Origin of the sequence: Niastella sp. (assembly GCF_045805085.1) — a bacterium.
GTDB lineage: Bacteria > Bacteroidota > Bacteroidia > Chitinophagales > Chitinophagaceae > Niastella.
In genome coordinates this window covers 1-22,067 of the sequence record NZ_JBJMLX010000441.1, presented here as the reverse complement: position 1 = coordinate 22,067, position 22,067 = coordinate 1, and the positions used below count along the sequence as shown (strand labels likewise).

Below are 22,067 nucleotides of genomic sequence, written 5' to 3'. Positions count from 1 at the left end.
GAATATGGAACAACAAGGATCGTTGGTAGAATATGGCTCAAGAAGGGTAATCATCACCATTACGGCCGTGTTTTGCGCATTGCTCGAAATAATTGATACTACCATTGTAAACGTGGCGCTCAACACAATGCGTGGCAGCCTGGGTGCTACGCTCAATGAAATAAGCTGGGTAATTACCGCCTATTCCATTGCCAATGTAATTATAGTACCCATGACCAGCTGGCTGTCGCAACAGTTTGGCCGGCGAAATTATTTTGCAGCCTCGGTTATTATTTTCACCGTCGCCTCTTTTTTATGTGGTAACTCCACCAGCCTGGTTGAACTGATCGTATTCCGCTTTATCCAGGGATTGGGTGGGGGCGCCCTGCTGGTTACTTCACAAACTATTATTACCGAAAGTTACCCGCCAGAAAAAAGGGCCATGGCGCAGGCCATTTATGTACTGGGGGTAATTGTTGGTCCAACGCTGGGGCCGCCATTGGGCGGTTATATTGTAGATCACTTTTCCTGGCCTTATATTTTTTACATCAATATCCCCGTAGGTATTATTGCCGCCTTACTCACGCTGCAATACGTACGAAGCCCGAAATACGCGGAGAAGCGCCCTATTAGCCAGGTTGACTGGCTGGGTATATTTTTATTGACCGTTTCAGTAGGCGCACTGCAATATATCCTGGAAAAAGGCCAGGAAGACGACTGGTTCAACAGCAACCTGATCATCGTGCTGACAGTAGTAGCTATATTGGGTGTTTATTGTTTTATCTGGCGACAGTTGGTATACAAATACCCCATTGTTGAACTGAAGGTATTACGCAATAGCAACCTGCGGATGGGTGTTATCCTGTCGTTTATCCAGGGGTTCGGTCTGTTCGGCTCCACATTTATCATTCCACTGTATACCCAAACCATCCTGGGTTGGGATGCCACCCAATCCGGTTTGTTGATGATCCCCAGTACGCTGATGGTGGCTTTTATGATGCCTATTGTTGGGCAAATGATCCAACGGGGTGTATCGCAGAAATATATGATCGCCATGGGGATGATCGTATTTTTCATTTACAGTTTATTCACCTATAAAGTAATTACCCCGCAAACAAGCGGCGATGATTTCTTCTGGCCCCTAATGATACGTGGGGTAGGGTTGGGATTGTTGTCTGTGCCGATTTCCACCATGGCATTATCAACTTTAAAAGGCGCTGAGATAGGGCAGGGCGCTGCTTTCTCCGGTATGATGCGACAATTAGGTGGCTCGTTTGGCGTAGCGCTTATTTCAACCTATTTAACAAGGGATATAGTTGGCCACCGCGATAACCTGATCCGGAGTCTTGATATATACAACCCCGCAGTACAGGCGCGCGTACATGGTATTGCCGCTGGGATGCAGGCAAAAGGCATGGCGCCCAATACAGCCACCAAAAGCGCGTATCAATTGCTTGAAGGCTCCGTCACCGTTCAGGCAACCATACTTTCTTACATGGATATTTTCTTATACATCGGTTGTATGTTCCTTATTTGTGTACCCGTTGTATTAATATTTATTAAGCGTTCAAAAACCAAAGTGAGCCTGGCAGATGCCGCCCACTAATAATGAGGAGCTTGTTATGTCTACAGTACTGGTAGTTACCAATTTTTCCGATGCCTCGCGTAATGCACTTGCCTATACCTGTTCCCTGTTACAGCATACCCAGGCCCGGCTGGTGTTAATGAATATCTATGCTTTCCCGGGAGCCATGACAGGCGATGCCATTGCGTTAGCTGCTATGGGTGAGATCATAGAACATGATACCGCCCTGCTGGAACAGGAATACCAGTGGGTACAAACCAATTACCCTTCCCTACCTGTAGATACAGAAATGGTGACTGGTATTTTTCAGGAAGAACTGCAACGGAAGGTGATTGAATCGAATGCCGTGCTGGTAGTGATGGGTCCTAGTGGCAATTATACCAACCTGCTTTCCTGGGACGCCAACATCATCAATTCCTTTATCGATCTGCCGGTGCCCATGCTGGTGATCCCGTCAACAGTACAGTATCGCCCCATTAATAAAATAGCTTTTGCGTGTAACTATTATAGAAAGAATTTGCACGTGCCGGTATCGGTGATCCATAAACTGGTGCGTTTTACCGGTGCAAGGCTGTATGTGATAAATGTAGTGGCGCCGCAGGAGTTGGTAACGGATGAAGCATTGCACAACAAACACATTTTGCAGCAAAGCCTGGCCGATTTAAACCCGGTTTACTTTGAACCGGAGTTTCACAACGTCATTTCTGCAATAGACAACTTTACTTCGGAAGAAAACATCGATATGCTGCTGGTGATACCTACACGCCATGGCATCTGGCATAATATCTTTCAGAAGTCGCATACAAAAGGACTTGTTTACCTCAACCATATCCCATTGTTATCGGTACGGCAGCAGGAGGAGTTTATTTAGCTTACAGCCACAAAAAAAGCCAGACTTTCGTCCAGCTTAATGCTTGCTTTGGATATTAATACAAAGTTCTACTGAAATATTTTAGTGAAGGAGGAAAGAGCATAAGGTCAGCAGGCCAAACATGCCTCCCAATATTAAACCTCCTAACAATGCTAACCTGGTAATTACTTTAGCTAACGACGGAGCGTATTGAACATCTACTGCGGATGCCTTCATAAGTACGGATTTTGGTTAAGAATTTTTTTCTAAAGGATATGTGGCTACAAAATAATATGTATTGTTAAAGTTTGCAAGGTAGTTTTACTAAGGAATACCCTTGCAATAAGTAAGGGATTTACCATCGCCGTAACTGGGCGGTAGTGAACAGGTATTCTGGCGTGTAAATGAAAGAGTTAGCTGTTTTCACTTCGTACCAGGGACTCAAATCGCCATCCATCGGATCTTTCAGGATGTGGATATTTTGCGCCGGCATATAACTCTGCGCCAGCAAATAAATGGTTTTTCCACTGCTGTTTACTGCTATATCCATTACCATCTCGGCATGTCCCGGCGACCCTCCCTTTATCAACACATCGCCTGGTTGTATTGCATTGAAATTATTGACCCGGTGTAATTGTTTTTCAAGCGAAGCCGTTCCGCACATCCCATATACCTGTTCTAAGTAACGTTCAAAATGGGTGCTGTCTACCCGGCCCGGACACGTATATTTTTTTCCGCTATTGTCGGTAAAGGAGATCTCGTTATACCTTTTCTGATCATACAGGTATTGCGCCCGGAGCCGCATGACAGCATCGGCGCATTGTTGCAGGTCTTTATCGCCAACAGGTATATCCAATACGGCATACTGCGCCTCCTGGTTTTTCTTGAGTTTCCCGTTGTACAAATAAACCCTGGTATCTTTTTTAATAGGTAATTTACGCAACCAGGCGGCAAATGAAATAGCTGGGTAATTAATTCGTTTAAAACCTGCCGGCAATGGAATATCGTTCACCATAGCTGGCATTGTATTAATCATTTGTGTAGTATGTAGGGGGATATTTGATTTTGCGGTTTTTTCTATGCAGGCAATGGGGAAAAACGGCAGGATAATTGTCATGAGGATGTTCCGTTTCATATTGTTACATTTGAAGACTTTTGATGAAAAAAATTGATTTTTCCATAGCTAAAGATTGTTAAAGCAACTATGTCAAACATTTTAATTATCGACGACGAAAAAGCTATCCGTAAAACCCTCAGCGAGATTCTTTCTTACGAAGGTTATAAGATCGAAGAAGCCGGCGATGGGGAAGAAGGGTTGAAAAAATTTAAAGAGAAGGCGTATGATGTGGTGCTGTGTGATATAAAAATGCCCAAGCTGGATGGGATTGAATTCCTGGACAAAGCCCGGGAAGCCAATCCCGATGTACCGGTGATCATGATCAGCGGCCACGGTACTATTGAAACAGCCGTAGAAGCGGTTAAAAAAGGCGCTTATGATTATATTTCCAAACCACCCGATCTCAACCGCCTGTTGATAACCATTCGCAATGCCATGGATAAAAACAACCTGGTTACCGAAACCAAGGTGTTAAAACGTAAGGTGAGCAAGGTGGAAGAAATGATCGGTGAGTCGGCGCCCATTATAAAGATCAAGGAAACCATCGATAAAGTAGCGCCCACTGATGCGCGTATCCTGGTAACTGGTGAAAATGGGGTAGGTAAAGAACTGGTGGCCCGCTGGGTGCACGAAAAAAGCAATCGCGCTACCGGTCCGTTGGTGGAAGTGAACTGCGCGGCCATTCCCAGTGAACTGATAGAAAGCGAACTGTTCGGCCATGAAAAAGGTTCGTTTACTTCTGCCGTAAAACAACGCATCGGTAAGTTTGAGCAGGCCACTGGTGGTACGTTGTTCCTCGATGAAATTGGTGATATGAGCCTCTCTGCGCAAGCCAAAGTATTGCGCGCCCTGCAGGAAGGAAAGATCACCCGCGTAGGGGGCGATAAAGACATCAGTGTGGATGTTCGCGTAATTGCGGCTACCAACAAAGACCTGTTAAAAGAAGTGGATGATAAGAATTTCCGCCTCGACTTATACCATCGCCTGAGTGTGATCATTATTCACGTGCCATCCCTGAACGATCGCCGCGAAGACATTCCTTTGCTGGTTGATAAGTTCCTGGCCGATATCTGTGCTGATTATGGTATTCCCAAGAAAGGCATTGACAAAGACGCACTGGATGCGCTGAAACAACATAACTGGACGGGTAACATTCGCGAATTGCGTAACGTAGTAGAACGGTTGATCATCTTATCGGGTAAAACCATTATCCCCGATGATGTACATGCGTATGTAGTTCCTAAAAGATAATTGGTGAATGGTCAATGGTGAATGGTCAATAGCTCGCGATTGAGCAAACTTCGAATTAATAGTAAGTTTAAAATTGCGGGAGCCCATTCACCATTGACGATTGACCATTCAAGATTGACGTAGTTCCTTCTTTAAGAAAGGCCCGCTTTTCCTCTACAGTCTTCAACAACCGCACATTCTTCAGATCGCAACTACACTGGCAGGCATCCAGGCCTGAAAAAACAATTTCTTTATCGGGGAACATGTTTGAGAACGATTTGAGGTACTCGTGCATGTCGCATTTATTCAGGTTGGGAATAACAAGGAAATACAATTGTGTTACCGGCTGCAGCGAACAGATGGTTTCTAACATGGTCAACGGCACATTCTTCCCCATATACAAGGTAGGCACGCCTTCTTTCTTCAGCATGTAATGCATAAACAGCAATGGCAGCTCTATACATTCGCCTCCCGGCATATCGTGGTGCTCGCCGGCAGGGGTGAACAACAATACGCGCCGGCCGCCATGGTAGGGTGGTTTTTCCAGCCCATCAATGGCTACCATCGTCTTTTTAATGATGAGGGAACGCGCAAAATGCGCATGCGCCTGCATTATCTGGCCGGTGAGCCACAACACCCCGATCTTTTTCTGAAAGGGGAACAGCACATTGATCATGCTTTTTTCAAAGCCGGCATGGAGGATCAGGTTATGCAATATTTTATCGAACCGGGGTTGATCCAGGTCGATGGAGGCTTCTGTTAATTGATTGATAAAAATTTCGTAGTTATCTGTATCGGGCTTTGCATCCAACGCCAGTTTGGCCATTTCTTCGGGCGAACAGCAGGCAATTTGGGAAATTTTATGTCCCTGGTTATACAGGTACGCAATACGTAACAGGTGTTTAAGGTCCTCACAATCATAGAAACGATGCTTGCTTTCCCTGCGTTTGGGGCAGAAAAGGTTGTAGCGTTGTTCCCAGATACGCAAGGTGTGCGCTTTGATGCCTGTTAAGTTTTCAATATCCCGGATGGAAAAGAGATTCATATTAATGTAACAAAAGGTAAGATATTACAACTAATGCAACTGATGAAATACTGATCGTCATAAATAGCGCCCATACGTACAAGGATAAACACTTTTTTTGGCAAATAGTTCGTTATTGGCCTGTTTCTGTGAGAATTAATATGGTATTTTTGCCCGGATTTTTTAATAAATTGCCCCATAATGAGTGTACACGACCTGTTCGTAATAGTATTAATATCCTTACTTATCGTAGAATTGCCAGCCTTTGGGTTAGCAAAATTGTTCGAAAAAGCTGGAATTGAGTCCTGGAAAGCCTGGGTGCCCTTTTACAATATCTGGGAGATCATGAAAAAGACCAGTTTGAAAAGGCACTGGTTCTACTGGCAGTTTATTCCTGTAGCTGGCTGGTTTATAAGTATTTGGTTACTGGTTGAATTTGTAAAACTGTTCGGCCGGTTCAGTTTCTTCGATCATCTGGGGGCCGCTTTGTTGTCGGTTGTATATTTCCCCTATATCGGTTACGACAAAAAGGTGAAATTCCTGGGCACCGATGCTGTAAAGAACCATAAAAAGACTGTTGTACGGGAATGGATCGATGCAGGCGTGTTTGCCGTGGTGGCTGCTACCCTCATCCGCGTATTTGTGTTTGAAGCCTATACCATCCCCACCGGTTCAATGGAAAAGACCCTGCTGGTAAACGACTTCCTGTTCGTTAGCAAGCTTAGCTATGGTCCGCGTATTCCCAATACGCCGCTGGCCATACCATTTGTTCACCACACCATGCCCATTACCAACTCGAAATCATATACCGAGATCATTCATTTGCCTTATACCCGCTGGTTCGCCAGTCCGGTTAAGCGCAATGATGTAGTGGTTTTTAACTTTCCTGCAGGGGATACCCTGACCAAGGAACTGGATTCCCAGGATCCTTACTACGACATTCTGCAAACCGAAGAAATGCGGCAATACCAGCAGTTAAAAGGGCAAATTGCCAACGAAGCGGAACTGCAGGCAGTGAGCAAACAAAAAGCGCGGGAAATAGTGTGGAGTGATTATACCATCATGACCCGCCCGGTTGATAAACGCGAGAATTACATTAAACGCTGCGTGGCCATCGCTGGTGATACCATTCAGATCGTAGACGGCCTGTTGTATGTGAACGGCAAGAAGGCTTACGTTTCACCCACCTCGGCTACCGATTACATGGTTACCACCGCCAACAACAAGATCCTGAACGATGATGAATTGCGGGATGCCGGTATCCGGTTAAATACCGATGAAAGAAATCCTGATTTCATTCCATACGGCGCTAATAGTTACATGATTAACCTGACCGAGTCGGAAGCGGAGATCCTGAAAAAGTTCCCCGGGGTAACTGTAACCCGTAAGCTGGAAAATGTAGGCGACCCCCGCATCTTCCCACGCGATACCGCACTGGTGCTGTGGAGTGTGGATGAGTTCGGTCCCCTGTGGATCCCTAAAAAAGGGGTTACCATTCAGCTGAATGCAAAAAATATTGCGTGCTATAAACGCGCCATCCGGGTGTATGAAAACAATACCTGGGAAGAACGCGATGGTAAGATCTTTATCAACGGGCAGGAAACTACTACCTATACCTTTAAAATGAACTACTACTGGATGATGGGCGACAACCGCCACCGTTCGCAGGACAGCCGCTTTTGGGGCTTTGTTCCTGAAGACCACGTAGTAGGTGAAGCCTGGTTGATCTGGATGAGCTGGGATAAAGGTATCCGGTGGAACCGGATGTTCAGATCAATACATTAAAAGACATAATTTTAGTATCTTTAGTAATCCTTCCCCGTTGCGGGAAGGATTTTTTGTCTGGTAAATTCAGGATTATGAAAAAAGATGAATTTAAGTTTTCATTTGATGTGTATGATTCTATAGAGGAGTTAACGGAAGAAGATGCGTGGTTGCTCAATGAAGCAAGAGAAGTAACAGAGCACGCATATGCACCCTATTCTCATTTTCAGGTGGGGGCGGTAGCCAAGCTGGCCAATGGAGAAATTGTAGCAGGCAGCAACCAGGAGAATGCCTCGTTCCCGGTGGGTTTGTGTGCCGAGCGGGTATTGCTGGCCTCCGCCTCGTCCCTGTATCCCAAAGTGGCTATTGAATCGATGGCCATCAGCTATCAAACCGGGAATGGCGATAGCGATCATCCCATTTCACCCTGTGGTATTTGCCGGCAATCATTGCAGGAATTTGAATCCCGGGTGAACCATCCCATCCGGCTCATACTTGGTGGTATGGAAGGAAAAGTATATGTGATCCCCAAGGCCAGTATTTTATTGCCATTGGCTTTTACGAGTGAACAATTGAAAGGGGAATGGTAATTAAGTAACACATGACTGAGCAGCATTTAAACGTCCTGAAACAATTAACCAGCCATTTCGGCGCCACGCCTACTTTGTTGTGGGATCCCAATGAAGAAGACCCACAGGTTGGCTGTGCTTATTTTCCGGCAGAAAAAACAGGCCGTCCCTGGGGAACCCTGTGCTCTTTTGGAATGAGCCTTACGCCCATGGAGCTCGATGACCACGCAGAAGATACCGATACCAAACGCGCAGAGATCATTGCTTACGTTAATGAAGCCGAAACTGAGCTGGATGATATCGCCAATTGGGTGCGCTGGGCGGGCGCCTTTCCATTTTTGCAGGAACCGCAATCCTTTCTGGGTTGGGGACATACCATTCATATGGACCATGTGTTCGACAATTCTGAGTTAACTACGCTGCTTACATTATCCTCCATAGTAACTGCCGATAATGAACCCGCCTTTCAGGTAGAAGGCGATGATGTTGGTTTTATCTGGCTTACTTTTCTTACCGATGCAGAATATGCTTTGAAGAAAGAAAAAGGCGTGAATGCCATCCTCGATCTTTTTGGCGAACACGAACACCCGGTTACGCTTGATCGTACCCGTAAAAGTTACGTGTAAACTACTCCTTAGATCTCCAGTTCCAGATCAGCCGCGGCATAACCGGTACAGGTAAGCACCAGACCGGCCTGTAAGTCTTTATCGGTAAGCACTTCATTGTTGCTCATAGTTACCGATCCTTTACGGCAATGCACCGCACAGGTAGCGCAGCGACCCGTATTGCAACTATAGGGCAGGGCGATGCCTTGTTTTTGAGCAGCCTGTAAAATGGTATCGGGCCAGGCGGAGGTGAAATGATGCGTTTGATGCGCGTAATGCAACACTACGTTGAATGCGGTGGAAGGCATGGTAAAGGCGGGTTTGCGAATGGGTTCTATCACAAAATGTTCCTTGCGCAACTGATCTTCAGCAAAACCAAGTACCCGTAACGTGAACTGCACCATGCGCATAAATGGTTCGGGACCGCAGGTGTAGAATAAAGAAGACTTGTCCGCCGAAGCCTCGGCGTAGGCAGCAGAAACCGTTACTATTTTTTCCAACAACCAATTATTAAGCCTTGCGGGTTTGGTGTCGGCATCAATGGGATTGCTCAGCAGATCGATACGCGTAAACCGTTGTGGATACTGCATGGCCAGTTGCTGCAGCAGTTGCTGATAAATGATATTCCGCTCATCGTGGTTTTGATACAACAGCGTGATATGACTCTCCGGCTCCTGAAAAAGTACTTTCTTTATCAGGGCCAGCATAGGTACTATACCACTGCCGGCGGCAATAAACCAGAGCGGCCGTTTTTGCGCAGGATCAGTTTCAATAATAAACCTGCCTGCCGGCGGCAAACTGTTTACAAGCGTGCCTGGCTGCCAGGTGCGCAATATATGGCGCGAGACCTCACCATTCTCTTTCTTTTTTACTGTTATGGCTATGTGCTTATCGATGCCCTGCGTGGTGCAGATAGAGTAGGAGCGGCGGATCTGATGCCCCCAATGACTAAACAAAAAAGTCAGGGATTGGCCGGCATCCCAGGTAACCGGTTTTCCATTCGCTTCTTCCAGAACATACGTTTTTGCATCAGGCGTTTCGGGGATCACCTGAATCACTTTCCACTGCAATATTTCCATTAGTTACAGGTTGTTGAGATTGACCACTATGCGGCCCATGATTTTCCCCTGCAAAATACTATCGATATAGGTAGCATTCAACTCATCCAGTGTAACTTCTTTAGCAATGACAGATAATTTATCTTTTATGTTCCACTCGGTATTCAGCTTTTCCCAAATGGTGAGGCGAACGGCCATGGGGGTTTCGGCTGAACCGATACCCAGCAAATTAATCCCGTTCAAAATGAACGGATACACGGTAGCATCGAGTTTGGGCGATGAAACCAGTCCGGTGCTTACCACACAGCCCTCCGGTTGGCAGGCCTTTAATAAAGTGACCAGGGTATCGCCGCCAACGGTATCGATGGCGCCCGCCCATTTGGGTTTTAAGAGTGCTTTATTGGCAAAATCAGTTACAAACGATCTATCCTCTACCCGGGCTGCACCCAGGTGTTGTAAATATTCAAGCGCGTTTGATTTGCCACTTACGGCAATCACTTCGTACCCCGCTTTTGATAAAATAGAAACCCCCATACTGCCTACGCCACCGGTTGACCCCGTTACCACAATAGGCCCCATAGCAGGGGTCATTTTCATCAATTCCATTTTATACAAAGCACAGGCGGCGGTAAAACCAGCCGTGCCAATGATCATACATTCTTTTAATGAAAGATTCTGCGGTTTTTTAACAACCCAGCTCGCCGGCACCCTAATAAACTGGCCGTACCCGCCACAGGTGTTCATGCCCAGGTCGTTGCCGGTAACCACTACTTCATCGCCTACCGCAAATTGTTCGTTGCGGCTGATCTCTACAGTTCCGGCCGCATCGATACCGGGAGTATGCGGATATTTTCTGGTAATGCCTTTATTACCCGTTGCCGAAAGCGCATCTTTATAATTCAGGGAAGAATAATGAACCTTGATCACCAGTTCACCCGCCGGCAGATCATCAATTAACCGGTCAACGATCGTCCGCTCAAAAGTTCCTTTGTCGGTTTCTGTTACCCAAAGCGCTTTAAATGGCATATACTATAATCGTTCTTTATAAAGTGAATAATTTTCATCGTCAAAACATACAAAAAGTATTTCCTTCAGCCTTTTATCGGTAGCTATAAACTGTTGAACTGTGATAATGGCAATATCGGCTGCTTCCGGTTTGGGAAAACGGTAAATGCCGGTACTGATATTCGGAAAGGCAATGGTTGTTACCCCATTTTCAGCCGCGAGCTGTAAGGAGTGGCGGTAACAATTGGCCAGCAGGTTGGGTTCCCCGTTATGACCGCCATTCCACACGGGGCCCACTGTGTGAATTACATATTTAGCCGGTAACCGGCCTGCCGTTGTGATAACAGCTTCACCCACTTCACAGCCACCCTGTTTGGCCCGTATTTTCTGGCATTCCTCCAGTATGGCTGGTCCGCCGGCACGGTGAATGGCGCCATCCACGCCACCCCCACCCAATAGGGATGTATTGGCCGCGTTCACGATTGCATCGACTTCTACCTTCGTTATATCTCCTTGTATAAGCCTGATCATAAAATATCGTATTGCAAAAACAGCACCGTGGTACCCCATCCCCATAATCCCTATATTCCATAAATCCCAGTCAAAACAAGGTCTGAACCCCATGGGCTATTTTATTCTCGTGCTGTAATAACCATTTTTTGCGGGGTAATCCGCCTGCATAGCCCACCAGCGTATTGTTGGAACCGATAACCCGGTGGCAGGGCACAATAATAGCCACATTGTTTTTGCCATTGGCAGCGGCTGCAGCCCTGATCACTTTGGGATCGCCCAGGCGGTGCGACAGCTCCAGGTAGCTGATGGTTCTTCCATAAGGGATGTTCATCAGTTCGGTCCACACCTTTTTTTGAAAAGGCGTGCCTTCCTGCGAGATGGGCAATTCAAAAAAGCGGCGTTGGCCATGAAAATATTCAATCAATTGTTCAACCGCCTGGATGGCCATAGGCGGCAGGTCCTTGTCATCGGTAGCAGGGGATATTTTTTCGGGTTCATCAATAAATAATACTTCGCTTATGAAATGTTCCGTGCCTGCTATCTGCAGCAAGCCAACGGGCGACTGGTAATATGTAATGAATGAACTTATATGAACAATTTATTAAATGATCAACCAATTTTCCATCCGTTTTCAACGGGGCGATCGGGTGTTAGTAAAACTACCTCTTTTTTATCAGTGTAAACGCCCAGCACCAGGCATTCGCTGAAAAAATTAGCAATCTGCTTGGGTGGAAAGTTCATAACGGCAATCACCTGTTTGCCAACCAACGCTTCTTTTTCGTATAAATGCGTTACCTGGGCCGATGATCTTTTAATACCCAGCTCACCAAAATCGATGGTAATTTGATAAGCCGGATTTTTAGCTTTTGGAAAATCATTAACTTCCATGATTGTTCCGGCCCGGATCTCTATTTTTGCGAAGTCATCCCAGGAGATAGTACTCATAGCTCTTAATTTTTTCAAAAATAAATCACAATTACATGAAACGTACAGCTACTGCCGTTTGGAACGGCTCAGGAAAAGAAGGATCTGGAAATTTAACTACGCAAAGCACTACATTAAACAAAACGCAGTATTCGTACAAATCAAGATTTGAGGAAGGGGTAGGGACCAATCCCGAAGAGTTGATCGCAGCTGCGCATTCAGGTTGTTTCGCCATGAAATTGAGTTTCGTATTAGGCGGCGCCGGTTTCACTGCCGATTCTCTGGAAGTAACTTCTACCGTTGCCCTGGAAGACGGAGCCATCACCAGCTCTCACCTGGTATTGAAAGCCAGCATTCCTGGCATCAGTGCAGAAAAGTTCAAAGAATGTGCTGATGATGCAAAGGCTAATTGCCCTGTGAGCAAAGTATTGAATTGCGCCATCACATTAGATGCTTCTTTAGTTTAATATCATGAATGGTCAATGGTGAATGGCGAATGGTGAATGGACTCCCGCAATTTTGAACTTACTATTAATTCGAAATTTTCTCAATCGCGAGCTTATTGACCATTCACCATTCACCATTGACGTTTTTCGAACGATAAACCTTTTCTGCTATATGAATGCCCTCAAAAAAGTTAGCAGCCGGCGTAATTTTATAAGAAATACTTCCTTAGCTGCCGGTAGTTTCTTCATTGTACCACGCCATGTATTGGGTCGTGGTTTTATTGCTCCCAGCGACAAACTCAATATTGCCGGCATTGGCGCCGGTGGTAAAGCCGAAGTGAACTTACCTTTTGCCTGGAATAATGGCGCAGAGAACATCGTAGCCCTTTGCGATGTAGACGACCGCATGGCAGTTAACGCCCGCAAAAGATGGCCCAATGCGCCGTATTACCGCGATTTCCGGGAGATGCTGGAGAAAGAGAATAAGAACATAGACGCGGTGATTGTTACCACGCCCGATCATATGCACGCTGTACAGGCTATGGCCGCCATGCAGCTGGGCAAACACGTATATGTAGAAAAACCGTTGACCCACGATATTTACGAAGCCCGCACGCTTACAAAGGCGGCCCAGCAATACAAAGTAGTTACCCAAATGGGCAACCAGGGCAGCAGTGGCGACGATACCCGCAACGTAGAGACCTGGATCCAGGCGGGCGTAATTGGCGATGTGCACACCGTACACGTTTGGACGAACCGCCCCGTATGGCCGCAGGGCATCCCTACACCCACAGGCACCTTCGAGGTTCCCAAAGAAGTAGATTGGGACCTTTGGCTGGGCACGGCGCCGCACCGGGATTTTAATCCGGCTTATTTACCGGCCACCTGGCGCGGCTGGGTCGATTTTGGCTCCGGCTCCCTCGGCGATATGGGCTGTCACTTTATCGATGTGCCATTCCGGGCGCTGAAATTGGGCTACCCCGTATCGGTAGAATGCAGTGTAGGCTCCGTGTACACCGGCTTTTTTAAAGAAGTGTTTTATACAGATAGTTATCCGCCTTCCTCCAAAATACACATCCAGTTCCCGCAAAGAGGCAGTCTGCCCCCGGTTGAAATGATCTGGTACGATGGCGGTATTAAGCCCGGCCGCCCGGCTGAATTATTACCAGATGAACCATTTGCCGAATGGGATGGGGGTATCCTGTTTGAAGGAACAAAGGGTAAACTAATGGCCGGTTTGTTTGGCCGCAATGCCACCTTGTTACCTACCGCAAAGATGAAAGAGGCCAAACTGCCTAAATCAAAATTCCCCTTTGTTGAAAGAGGCTCTGAAGGCCACCAGACGCAATGGGTACAAGCCTGCAAAAAAGGGTATGGCACTTACACCAGTTCCTCCTTCGATGTTGCCGGTCCATTAACGGAAACCGTCATCATGGGCAACCTGGCTATCAGAAGTTATAATATCAAAGATGGTAACAATTTCCCCGGTCGTAAAAAGCTGCTGTGGGATGGGGCTAATATGCGGATCACGAATTTTGAGGCGGCTAACGCATTTGTGAAGCGGGAGTATAGAAATGGGTTTAAGTTATAAGTTCAAAGTTTGTTAGTTTATTAGTTTGTTAGTTCTGGGTATATAGAAACTATCCGCTACTGTATAATTTCACCCCATTTCTATATAGAAAACAGGCTCCACTATATATTTTTGCCCCATTTCTATATAGAAACCATAGGCTACTATATATTATTGCCTCATTTCTATATAGAAACTATACCCCACCGTATATTTTCACCCTATTTTTGTACAGAAATGATACGCTACCGTATAATTTCACCCCATTAATATATAGAAACCATGGGCTACTATATATTATGATACCATTTCTATATAGAAACGATACTCCACTATTTATTTTCACCCCATTTCTATATATAAACGATACCAAATTATACAAAAACATAGTGTTTCTATATAGAAAAAAGTTGCTCTGGATTGAAGATCAACCTCTATCAACCATATCAACTTTATCAACCGCCCCTGGACAGCAAAGTGCTGAAAGTTTTTAGCTGCTACTTGAGAAAGTGTATAATCAATTTGCATAAAGTTAATTTATAAACCATCCTATTTGCAGCAATTTGCAAGGCCGTTTATTACACTCAATGGCAATGAGTATATCAATAAAAAAGTAGTGCTGGACTTGCAACACTTTTCAACGCCTGTTCGTCTTCCCTTTATGTAATATTAATTTGCTAAATCGGTTTAAATCTATACATTCAGCATCTAAAACACAATGCTTATCAGTATGAAGAAGAACAAAAAAACTAACCAGTCGTCACGGCGGGACTTCCTGAAAAACACTTCTCTGGCTGCGGCCGGATTCTTCATTGTTCCGCGGCATGTACTGGGCAAAGGATACGTTGCGCCCAGTGATAAATTAAATATTGCCGGTATTGGTGCTGGTGGAAAAGGCGCCAGCGATCTGGCCGAATTTGCCAAAAGTCCCAAAGTAAATATTGTGGCGTTGGTGGATGTTGACGATCGCCAGGCGGTGAAATCACGCCAAAATTTTCCCAATGCGAAATACTACAAGGATTTTCGCGAAATGCTCGATAAAGAGAAGAATAACATCGACGCCTGTTCTGTTTCAACCCCTGATAACTGCCATGCTGTAGCAGCCTTATCGGCTATGCAGCTGGGTAAGCATGTGTACGTTCAAAAACCATTGACCCACGATATTTATGAAGCCCGCATTCTTACCGAAGCGGCTAAACGCTATAAAGTAGTGACCCAAATAGGCAACCAGGGTGGCTCAGGCGATGGCGTTCGTAAAATGAAAGAAATGGTGGATGCCGGCCTGGTAGGTGAAGTGCACACTGTGCATTGCTGGACGAACCGTCCCGTTTGGCCACAAGGCATTCCTACGCCAACCGGTAATTTTGATATTCCCAAAGAGCTTGACTGGGACCTGTGGCTCGGACCTGCAAAAAAGATTGATTATAACCCGGCTTATCTGCCTTTTAACTGGCGTGGCTGGTGGGCTTTTGGTACCGGCGCCCTGGGCGATATGGCCTGTCATATCATGGACCCCGTGTTCCGTATTCTGCCTATCGATTATCCTTCTTCAGTAGAGTGCAGCGTGGCTACCATTTATAAAGAAATGTGGAATGATAGCATGAACCCCGATGGCTGTCCGCCTTCCTCTATCATGCACCTGACCTATCCTAAAAAGAATGGAAAAGGAAATATTAAAGTGTCCTGGCACGATGGTGGTTTAACTCCTGAGCGTCCAGATGAACTGTTGCCTGAAGAACCAATGGGTAACTGGGATGGTGGTGTTATTATGGAAGGCACCAAAGGAAAGATCATGTGCGATTGTTATGGCGCCAATCCACGTTTACTGCCTACACACCTGATGCAGGAAAAGAAAATGCCTGCTGAAAGGATCAAGCGGGTTCCTGAAGGCCACTATATTCAATGGGTAAACGCATGTATCGATGGATATGGCAAAGGCGAAACCAGTTCTCCATTTGATTATGCGGGTCCGTTTACAGAAAGTATTCTGATGGGTAACCTGGCCATCCGCAGCTTTATGATGAAAGACGCGGGTGCAAAAGGCGACAACAAATATCCCGGCAGAAAACGCCTGTTATGGGATGCAAAAAATATGAAGATCACCAACTTCGATGAAGCCAACCAGTTTGTGAAGAGAGAGTACAGAGAGGGCTGGAAGTTAGTTTTATAAGTTGAAAGTTGAAAGTTCAAAGTTTAAAGTAATTAGCAGTAACTAAAAACTTTAAACTTTGAACTTAAAACTGAAAAACTATTATTCGTTTTCGGTATCAGTAGTATCTGTAATGTCAGGTTTCTCCTCTATAGTAATCAACTCCGCCAGCATCAACAATTCTTTTTGCTTATAGCTGTTCTTTTCATCAGTAAAACATTTGCTGAACTCTTCCATCAGGAACTGGATCACCCGTTTATTGGAAAGCTGTTTGAAGTAGGTGGCAGCCGGCGCCACGTTTATGCGCTTGAAATAATTCTCTACATCTTTATGCGTGAATACCTGTCCGCTCATGGGATCAATAAAGAACTCTGTTTTATACAGTGGGTTCTCCACGTGACGGGTAAAGTCGTAATCTGTTTTAAAATAACCTAACACAAACTGGTGCGGTATATTGATGGCACGAACCGGCACATCGAGCAATTCGCACAATATGAGGTACAGGATGCCGTTGGCAATGGTATTGCCGCGTTTTGCTTCCAGTTGTTTATTGATCAGGAACTCTTCGGGATTCTGGTAGCCGATCTCTGCGCCACGTAAATTGAAATAATTATACAAAATGCTGGTCACCACATTTACCTGCTCCAGCGGAGTGAGGTAGCTGTTGAGTTCGAGCCAGATGTTGCGACGTAGTTTTTCAACTTCCTGGTAAACTTGTGCGGTAGCCAGGTCGGGGTATTGAAAGCGGGCAACAATGAGTACCCCGGTGAGAAGGTCCTGGTGAGAATTGTTATTCCATTGTGTCAGTTCTTCCGTGAGATCGCGGTAATGCAGCCGGTGTATCAACATTTCAATACGCTCCTGCACTTCTTCACTTACTGTGTTCTCCCATAGGTTTTCGAGATTGGGGATGATCCCTTTCCCGTAATCGATTATGCGCGTTGATACCAAATTGAAGACTTCTTCATCCGGATCATCAATCAAATGGAACAGTGCCGATATTTCTTTGTTTTCTTCCATCTTTTTGTAATTCTGATTCGGCAATTTTATATAGCCCTAAGCCTCATAAATAATTGAAAATAAATCACAATCCGACGTCAATTTCGGAATCTTACAAAAGATATCAATAAAATTCTTTTCCACAAAGTTTCTTCACTTTGTGGGGAACTCTGAACTCAATGGTAAATACTGGTTAAATAAACGTTCCAGCTCCTGTTTTTCCTGGGTGGTAGCTACCACCCGCCGCGGTATAACAATGGCATGATAGGAGTTTGTATACAAATAGTAACAAGCTGGGGTTTCAGCTTTTTTAACGATCGCTTCCCAGGTGTACTTGCTTTCTGAGGCATTGTCTTTATCAATGATACCGGTATCGGTCAACACCACTTCGGCTTCTTCCAGTACATGCTGGTTTTCGGGTTTGCTAAGAATATTTCTTACCCTGCGTAAGATGGATCGTTTAATGAGATAGGGGACCATTAAAAAATAAACAGTGGCAATAACGCCAAATATTATAAGATCGATAAAGATCTGTTCAGAACGGCGGCTGAAGATGTACAGTCCGGCCACGGCAGCATACAGGATAAAGACCCGCAGGTAATACCACACCCGGTAATTCTTTTTATCGGGCGCCGCCCACGCCGTGTAATAATTGTAATCGAAATATTCTTCTTCTGTAAGGTGGTATTTCAGGTTAAGCATGGTAAAATCAATTGGCAATAGACAATTGACAATTGGCAAGGGATGCCTAATGCTGAATTGTGCCTATTGTTAGATAGTAAGCTTTGCCAATTGCTTATTGCCAATTGTCTATTGGTTATTTTGATTTCTTTTTTGGTGCTGCCTTTTTTGTGGCGTCTTTTTTAGGCGCTGCTTTTTTACCGGGCGCTTTTTTAGCAGCAGCTTTTTTGGCAAATGCATTAGGTACCTGTGCCACGATCATTTTCTTTACATCATCCAATGGCACGGTGCCCAGTTCTTCAGCCGTGTATTTAGTGTCGTCTGCTTTTCTTCCCACCTTCAAGATCTTCTTGCCAAACTTTAAAACCGGACCCCAACGTGCATTTTCAATCGAGATCTTTTCATCGGGCCAGTTCTGGATATACCGGTTCTCTTCTTTTTTGATCTTGGCTTCAATGAGCTCGTCTATGTCTGACTGGCTCAGTGCTTCAAAATTGTAACGACGGGGTACGTTGATGTACATGTCATTCCATTTGATGAACGGACCAAAACGGCCGGTGCCTTTTGTTACCGGTTTATCATCGTAATGCGCAATAGGGGAGTCGGCTTTTTGTTTTTCGCCTATCAGTTCCAGCGCTCTTTCCATGTTTAATTCAAAAGGATCTTCACCTTTTGGCATGGAAATGTTCTGCTCTCCCCATTTGATATAAGGACCAAAACGGCCAAGGTTCACAGAGATCTCCTGACCATCCTGCTCGCCCAAAGTTCTGGGGAGCTCAAATAACTTCAGCGCTTCTTCGAATGTAATGGTTTCAATGCTCTGACCTTTTCTTAATCCGGCAAAACGTGGTTTTTCTTCATCATTCACTTCACCGATCTGTACCATAGGGCCAAACCGGCCCATGCGGGCAACCACTTTTTTACCGCTTTGCGGGTCGAGACCGAGCTCACGTTCCCCTTTTATGCGTTCTGCATTTTCAATGGTATTGTCAACGTCTTTTTTAAACGGAATATAAAAGTCGTCGATCATGCTGTTCCACTTCAGTTTGCCGGCAGCTACTTCATCGAACTCGTTTTCAATACGGGCAGTAAACCCGTAATCCATAATATCATCGAAATATTGCTTTAAAAAGTCGGTCACCACCAGGCCCAGATCGCTGGGGAACAACTTGGATTTTTCGGCGCCCGTGTTCTCCTGTTCTGTAACCTTACTGATCTGATCATTCTTTAAGGTCAATATGCGGAAATCGCGTTTGATCGCATCTTTATCCCGTTTTTCAACGTAACCCCGTTTTTGAATGGTAGAAATAGTAGGGGCGTAGGTAGAAGGGCGGCCAATGCCCAGTTCTTCCAGTTTCTTTACCAGCGAAGCTTCCGTGTAACGGGGGGAAGGGCGGCTGAAACGTTCGGTGGCCTTCATTTGAGTTAAAGGCAATTGCTGGCGAACAGCCAATGGCGGCAACATGCCTTCCTGTTGTTGTTCGTCGTCGTTTATATCTTCTTCATCGCGGTCTTCGCGGTAGACTTTCAAAAAGCCATCAAATTTCAACACTTCACCGCTGGCCGTTAATTCTTCCTTATTGGTAGAAATTTCAATTTTGGCAATGGTCCTTTCCAGTTCGGCATCTGCCATCTGGCTGGCCATGGTCCGTTTCCAGATCAGCTCGTACAGGCGGCGGCCGTCAAAATCGGCATCTTCCAACGTGCTGCTTTCCATATAAGAAGGCCTGATGGCTTCGTGCGCTTCCTGGGCCGATTCGTTCTTGTTCTTATATTTCCGGGGCTGATGATAATTATTACCATACTGGCCGGTGATCTGTTTGCGAATTTGGGCCATGGCGGTTTCACTCAGGTTCACACTATCCGTACGCATATAGGTGATCTTACCACTTTCGTACAGAGTTTGCGCTACCCGCATGGTGCGGCTAACCGAAAAGCCCAGTTTACGCGAGGCCTCCTGTTGCAGGGTAGAAGTGGTGAAAGGCGCTGCCGGTGATTTTTTGGCCGGTTTAACCTGGATATCGTTCACCGTATACTTAGCGCCGAAGCAGGATTGCAGAAAGCGTTCGGCATCTTCAACTGCATTGTATTTTTTACCTTCTGCAATGAAGGTCACATTTTTACCGGTTGTATCGTTGGCGCTGAAAAATGCTTCTATTTTAAACGTGCTGGTAGCGGTAAAGGCATTGATCTCGCGTTCGCGTTCAGCGATCAGGCGAACGGCCACACTTTGTACACGGCCGGCGCTCAGGTTGTTCTTCATGCTCATCTTACGCCACAGTACCGGGCTCAGCTCAAAACCCACAATGCGGTCGAGCACGCGGCGGGCCTGCTGGGCGTTCACCAGGTTCATATCAACCGTACGCGGGGTGGTTACCGCTTTTTGGATGGCTGGCTTTGTAATTTCATGAAAGACAATACGTTTAGTAGTTCGTGGGTCAAGTCCTAAGACCTCGCACAAATGCCAGCTGATGGCTTCCCCTTCACGGTCCTCATCCGTTGCGAGCCAAACTTCGTCACTTTTCTTGGCGATGCTTTTAAGCTCTTGAACAACCTTTGTTTTTTCGTCGGGAACTATATATCGGGGTGTATAGCCATTCTTTATATCGATACCCATTTCTTCCTTTTCCAGGTCGCGGATATGCCCAAAACAACTCTTCACCTCGAAATCCTTTCCCAGGATCTTTTCGATGGTTTTGGCTTTCGCAGGAGACTCAACGATCAATAAATTCTTCGCCATAGGTTCTTTAAATGGTTTATATGCATTTTTTTACAATCTCTGCCCTTGATTGTAAAATGGTTGAATAACCGGTTCAACCAAGGTTAAAACAAGCTATTTCATTCAAATTCAATGCGCTGTTTGATTGAATTGTAGCTTCACTGGGGGCAGAAAATAATAGTTGCTGGCGTGCAAGTTTAACGTATAAGAATGAAAACAACAAATTGGTACTTAAACCGCAAAACTGTAACGTGCCTAAATGTCGGGTATTGGCTACCTTTAAAACAAGCTGGTGTACAGCATAAAAGCGGGCATTCTGAATGAAAAAAATAAGTGAAAACCAGTACAACTCAGCATAATGAAAAGATAATACCGTGATATTTATGACAAAATGTATGGTTATGTGCTAAAAAAATTAACTTCAATCATTTCCAGTCAGCAATTGACCAACCAATACAAAATATTTCCGCTAGGGGATTCGGCCGTTACTTTTGACATGGGCAACACCATCAGTGAAGCCCTGAACCAGAAGGCGTTGGCCATGCAGCGCTGGTTGCTGGCCCATCCGTTTGAGGGGTTGAAGGATTGCCTGGTGGCTTACAGTTCGCTCACTGTTCTTTATAATCCGGTTATTATTAAGAAATATTATAATCCTGCAACCACCCTATTTGCCTGGGTGACCGAAAAATTACAACAAGCATTTGATAAAACGGTTCAAACCAAACAGGCTGCCCGGGAGTTGATTAAAATACCGGTTTGTTATGGGGATGATTATGGACCCGACCTTGCAACCCTGGCCGGGGAAAAGCAATTGACTCAACAGGAAGTGGTGACCATTCACACCGGTACTATTTATAATGTATACATGATCGGGTTTTTGCCTGGTTTTTCCTATATGGGTGAGGTAAATGAAAAAATTGCTGTACCACGCAAACAAACTCCCATGCCTGTTATGGCTGGAAGTGTTGGAATTGCCGGTTCACAAACCGGGATCTATCCGTTGAATAGTCCTGGTGGCTGGCAGATCGTAGGCCGCACACCCCTCAGATTGTTTGATCCCTTTGAACCTGAACCTGTAAAATTACAGGCTGGCGACCAGGTTCAATTTTATGCGATAACTAAACGCGAGTTTGAGGAATACAGTTTATAGTTTTAGGTTTAAAGTTCAAAGGTTTTGACTTATCGCTTTAAACTTAAAACTTTCAACTTCGAACTTTCAACTTTGAACTATGCACTAAGGAGCCCATGTCTTTAACTATTATTAAACCCGGACTATTAGA

Annotated in this window: 20 protein-coding genes; 10 read left to right on the top strand and 10 right to left on the bottom strand. The window is 45.4% G+C overall.

The window, feature by feature from the left end:
- The first annotated feature begins 4 nt into the window (after window positions 1–4).
- Together ACJ751_RS23360 and ACJ751_RS23355 are read left to right on the top strand one after the other, a co-directional pair.
- Window positions 5–1,585 (top strand): DHA2 family efflux MFS transporter permease subunit, encoded by a 1,581-nt coding sequence (locus ACJ751_RS23360; protein ID WP_407747950.1) that lies wholly within the window; start codon window positions 5–7, stop codon window positions 1,583–1,585.
- Window positions 1,586–1,601: 16 nt separating this feature from the next.
- A complete protein-coding gene (locus ACJ751_RS23355; protein WP_407747949.1) occupies window positions 1,602–2,435 on the top strand; it encodes a universal stress protein in 834 nt (277 codons plus the stop codon).
- 334 nt (window positions 2,436–2,769) lie between these two features.
- On the opposite strand, the gene ACJ751_RS23350 is transcribed toward ACJ751_RS23355, so the two are convergent.
- Window positions 2,770–3,549, bottom strand: a complete 780-nt coding sequence (locus ACJ751_RS23350; protein ID WP_407747948.1) for a DUF4846 domain-containing protein — start codon at window positions 3,547–3,549, stop codon at window positions 2,770–2,772.
- A gap of 69 nt (window positions 3,550–3,618) precedes the next feature.
- Between ACJ751_RS23350 and ACJ751_RS23345 the strand changes: the two genes are divergently transcribed.
- Complete coding sequence (locus ACJ751_RS23345) at window positions 3,619–4,782, top strand: sigma-54-dependent transcriptional regulator (protein WP_407747947.1); 1,164 nt, start codon at window positions 3,619–3,621, stop codon at window positions 4,780–4,782.
- A gap of 67 nt (window positions 4,783–4,849) precedes the next feature.
- Here ACJ751_RS23345 and ACJ751_RS23340 read toward each other — a convergent pair whose 3' ends face one another.
- Window positions 4,850–5,806: a MerR family transcriptional regulator gene (locus tag ACJ751_RS23340; RefSeq protein WP_407747946.1), complete on the bottom strand. Its 957-nt coding sequence runs from the start codon at window positions 5,804–5,806 to the stop codon at window positions 4,850–4,852.
- A gap of 180 nt (window positions 5,807–5,986) precedes the next feature.
- Between ACJ751_RS23340 and ACJ751_RS23335 the strand changes: the two genes are divergently transcribed.
- The 3 genes from ACJ751_RS23335 to ACJ751_RS23325 are packed head-to-tail and all read left to right on the top strand — an operon-like array spanning window position 5,987 to window position 8,744.
- The gene (locus ACJ751_RS23335) at window positions 5,987–7,570 is read left to right on the top strand and encodes a S26 family signal peptidase (RefSeq protein WP_407747945.1); all 1,584 of its coding nucleotides are present in this window, start codon (window positions 5,987–5,989) and stop codon (window positions 7,568–7,570) included.
- Entirely contained in the window at window positions 7,540–8,139 is a 600-nt protein-coding gene (locus ACJ751_RS23330) for a cytidine deaminase (protein ID WP_407747944.1), read from the top strand. The genes ACJ751_RS23335 and ACJ751_RS23330 overlap by 31 nt, the downstream gene beginning before the upstream one ends.
- 11 nt (window positions 8,140–8,150) lie before the next feature.
- On the top strand, window positions 8,151–8,744 hold the full coding sequence (locus ACJ751_RS23325; RefSeq protein ID WP_407747943.1) for a suppressor of fused domain protein: 594 nt from the start codon (window positions 8,151–8,153) through the stop codon (window positions 8,742–8,744).
- Between the two features lie 8 nt (window positions 8,745–8,752).
- On the opposite strand, the gene ACJ751_RS23320 is transcribed toward ACJ751_RS23325, so the two are convergent.
- The 5 genes from ACJ751_RS23320 to ACJ751_RS23300 form a co-directional block, all read right to left on the bottom strand.
- On the bottom strand, window positions 8,753–9,802 hold the full coding sequence (locus ACJ751_RS23320; protein ID WP_407747942.1) for a flavin reductase family protein: 1,050 nt from the start codon (window positions 9,800–9,802) through the stop codon (window positions 8,753–8,755).
- Window positions 9,803–9,805: 3 nt separating this feature from the next.
- Window positions 9,806–10,807, bottom strand: a complete 1,002-nt coding sequence (locus ACJ751_RS23315) for a YhdH/YhfP family quinone oxidoreductase (protein ID WP_407747941.1) — start codon at window positions 10,805–10,807, stop codon at window positions 9,806–9,808.
- Window positions 10,808–10,810: 3 nt separating this feature from the next.
- Window positions 10,811–11,317 (bottom strand): O-acetyl-ADP-ribose deacetylase, encoded by a 507-nt coding sequence (locus ACJ751_RS23310; protein WP_407747940.1) that lies wholly within the window; start codon window positions 11,315–11,317, stop codon window positions 10,811–10,813.
- Window positions 11,318–11,387: 70 nt separating this feature from the next.
- A complete protein-coding gene (locus tag ACJ751_RS23305; RefSeq protein WP_407747970.1) occupies window positions 11,388–11,876 on the bottom strand; it encodes a methylated-DNA--[protein]-cysteine S-methyltransferase in 489 nt (162 codons plus the stop codon).
- Window positions 11,877–11,908: 32 nt separating this feature from the next.
- On the bottom strand, window positions 11,909–12,244 hold the full coding sequence (locus ACJ751_RS23300; RefSeq protein WP_407747939.1) for a tRNA-binding protein: 336 nt from the start codon (window positions 12,242–12,244) through the stop codon (window positions 11,909–11,911).
- Window positions 12,245–12,279: 35 nt separating this feature from the next.
- Between ACJ751_RS23300 and ACJ751_RS23295 the strand changes: the two genes are divergently transcribed.
- The 3 genes from ACJ751_RS23295 to ACJ751_RS23285 all read left to right on the top strand — a co-directional run bounded on the left by ACJ751_RS23295 (window position 12,280) and on the right by ACJ751_RS23285 (window position 16,409).
- Window positions 12,280–12,690, top strand: a complete 411-nt coding sequence (locus ACJ751_RS23295; RefSeq protein ID WP_407747938.1) for an OsmC family protein — start codon at window positions 12,280–12,282, stop codon at window positions 12,688–12,690.
- Window positions 12,691–12,841: 151 nt separating this feature from the next.
- Entirely contained in the window at window positions 12,842–14,260 is a 1,419-nt protein-coding gene (locus tag ACJ751_RS23290) for a Gfo/Idh/MocA family protein (RefSeq protein WP_407747937.1), read from the top strand.
- A 709-nt stretch (window positions 14,261–14,969) separates the two neighbouring features.
- The gene (locus ACJ751_RS23285) at window positions 14,970–16,409 is read left to right on the top strand and encodes a Gfo/Idh/MocA family protein (protein WP_407747936.1); all 1,440 of its coding nucleotides are present in this window, start codon (window positions 14,970–14,972) and stop codon (window positions 16,407–16,409) included.
- An 81-nt stretch (window positions 16,410–16,490) separates the two neighbouring features.
- On the opposite strand, the gene ACJ751_RS23280 is transcribed toward ACJ751_RS23285, so the two are convergent.
- The 3 genes from ACJ751_RS23280 to topA form a co-directional block, all read right to left on the bottom strand.
- Entirely contained in the window at window positions 16,491–17,408 is a 918-nt protein-coding gene (locus ACJ751_RS23280; RefSeq protein WP_407747935.1) for a transglutaminase family protein, read from the bottom strand.
- 132 nt (window positions 17,409–17,540) lie between these two features.
- Complete coding sequence (locus ACJ751_RS23275) at window positions 17,541–18,089, bottom strand: YcxB family protein (RefSeq protein ID WP_407747934.1); 549 nt, start codon at window positions 18,087–18,089, stop codon at window positions 17,541–17,543.
- A 115-nt stretch (window positions 18,090–18,204) separates the two neighbouring features.
- Window positions 18,205–20,808, bottom strand: coding sequence for a type I DNA topoisomerase (gene topA, locus ACJ751_RS23270; RefSeq protein ID WP_407747933.1), 2,604 nt, complete (start codon window positions 20,806–20,808; stop codon window positions 18,205–18,207).
- Window positions 20,809–21,190: 382 nt separating this feature from the next.
- Between topA and pxpB the strand changes: the two genes are divergently transcribed.
- Entirely contained in the window at window positions 21,191–21,937 is a 747-nt protein-coding gene (gene pxpB, locus ACJ751_RS23265) for a 5-oxoprolinase subunit PxpB (RefSeq protein ID WP_407747932.1), read from the top strand.
- Window positions 21,938–22,067: the final 130 nt, after the last annotated feature.

Bases quoted from the DNA above. Each gene is read 5' to 3' on its own strand.
- ACJ751_RS23360 (WP_407747950.1), top strand. From the start codon at position 5: ATGGAACAACAAGGATCGTTGGTAGAATATGGCTCAAGAAGGGTAATC.
- ACJ751_RS23355 (WP_407747949.1), top strand. From the start codon at position 1,602: ATGTCTACAGTACTGGTAGTTACCAATTTTTCCGATGCCTCGCGTAAT.
- ACJ751_RS23350 (WP_407747948.1), bottom strand. From the start codon at position 3,549: ATGAAACGGAACATCCTCATGACAATTATCCTGCCGTTTTTCCCCATT.
- ACJ751_RS23345 (WP_407747947.1), top strand. From the start codon at position 3,619: ATGTCAAACATTTTAATTATCGACGACGAAAAAGCTATCCGTAAAACC.
- ACJ751_RS23340 (WP_407747946.1), bottom strand. From the start codon at position 5,806: ATGAATCTCTTTTCCATCCGGGATATTGAAAACTTAACAGGCATCAAA.
- ACJ751_RS23335 (WP_407747945.1), top strand. From the start codon at position 5,987: ATGAGTGTACACGACCTGTTCGTAATAGTATTAATATCCTTACTTATC.
- ACJ751_RS23325 (WP_407747943.1), top strand. From the start codon at position 8,151: ATGACTGAGCAGCATTTAAACGTCCTGAAACAATTAACCAGCCATTTC.
- ACJ751_RS23320 (WP_407747942.1), bottom strand. From the start codon at position 9,802: ATGGAAATATTGCAGTGGAAAGTGATTCAGGTGATCCCCGAAACGCCT.
- ACJ751_RS23315 (WP_407747941.1), bottom strand. From the start codon at position 10,807: ATGCCATTTAAAGCGCTTTGGGTAACAGAAACCGACAAAGGAACTTTT.
- ACJ751_RS23310 (WP_407747940.1), bottom strand. From the start codon at position 11,317: ATGATCAGGCTTATACAAGGAGATATAACGAAGGTAGAAGTCGATGCA.
- ACJ751_RS23300 (WP_407747939.1), bottom strand. From the start codon at position 12,244: ATGAGTACTATCTCCTGGGATGACTTCGCAAAAATAGAGATCCGGGCC.
- ACJ751_RS23295 (WP_407747938.1), top strand. From the start codon at position 12,280: ATGAAACGTACAGCTACTGCCGTTTGGAACGGCTCAGGAAAAGAAGGA.
- ACJ751_RS23290 (WP_407747937.1), top strand. From the start codon at position 12,842: ATGAATGCCCTCAAAAAAGTTAGCAGCCGGCGTAATTTTATAAGAAAT.
- ACJ751_RS23285 (WP_407747936.1), top strand. From the start codon at position 14,970: ATGAAGAAGAACAAAAAAACTAACCAGTCGTCACGGCGGGACTTCCTG.
- ACJ751_RS23280 (WP_407747935.1), bottom strand. From the start codon at position 17,408: ATGGAAGAAAACAAAGAAATATCGGCACTGTTCCATTTGATTGATGAT.
- ACJ751_RS23275 (WP_407747934.1), bottom strand. From the start codon at position 18,089: ATGCTTAACCTGAAATACCACCTTACAGAAGAAGAATATTTCGATTAC.
- topA (WP_407747933.1), bottom strand. From the start codon at position 20,808: ATGGCGAAGAATTTATTGATCGTTGAGTCTCCTGCGAAAGCCAAAACC.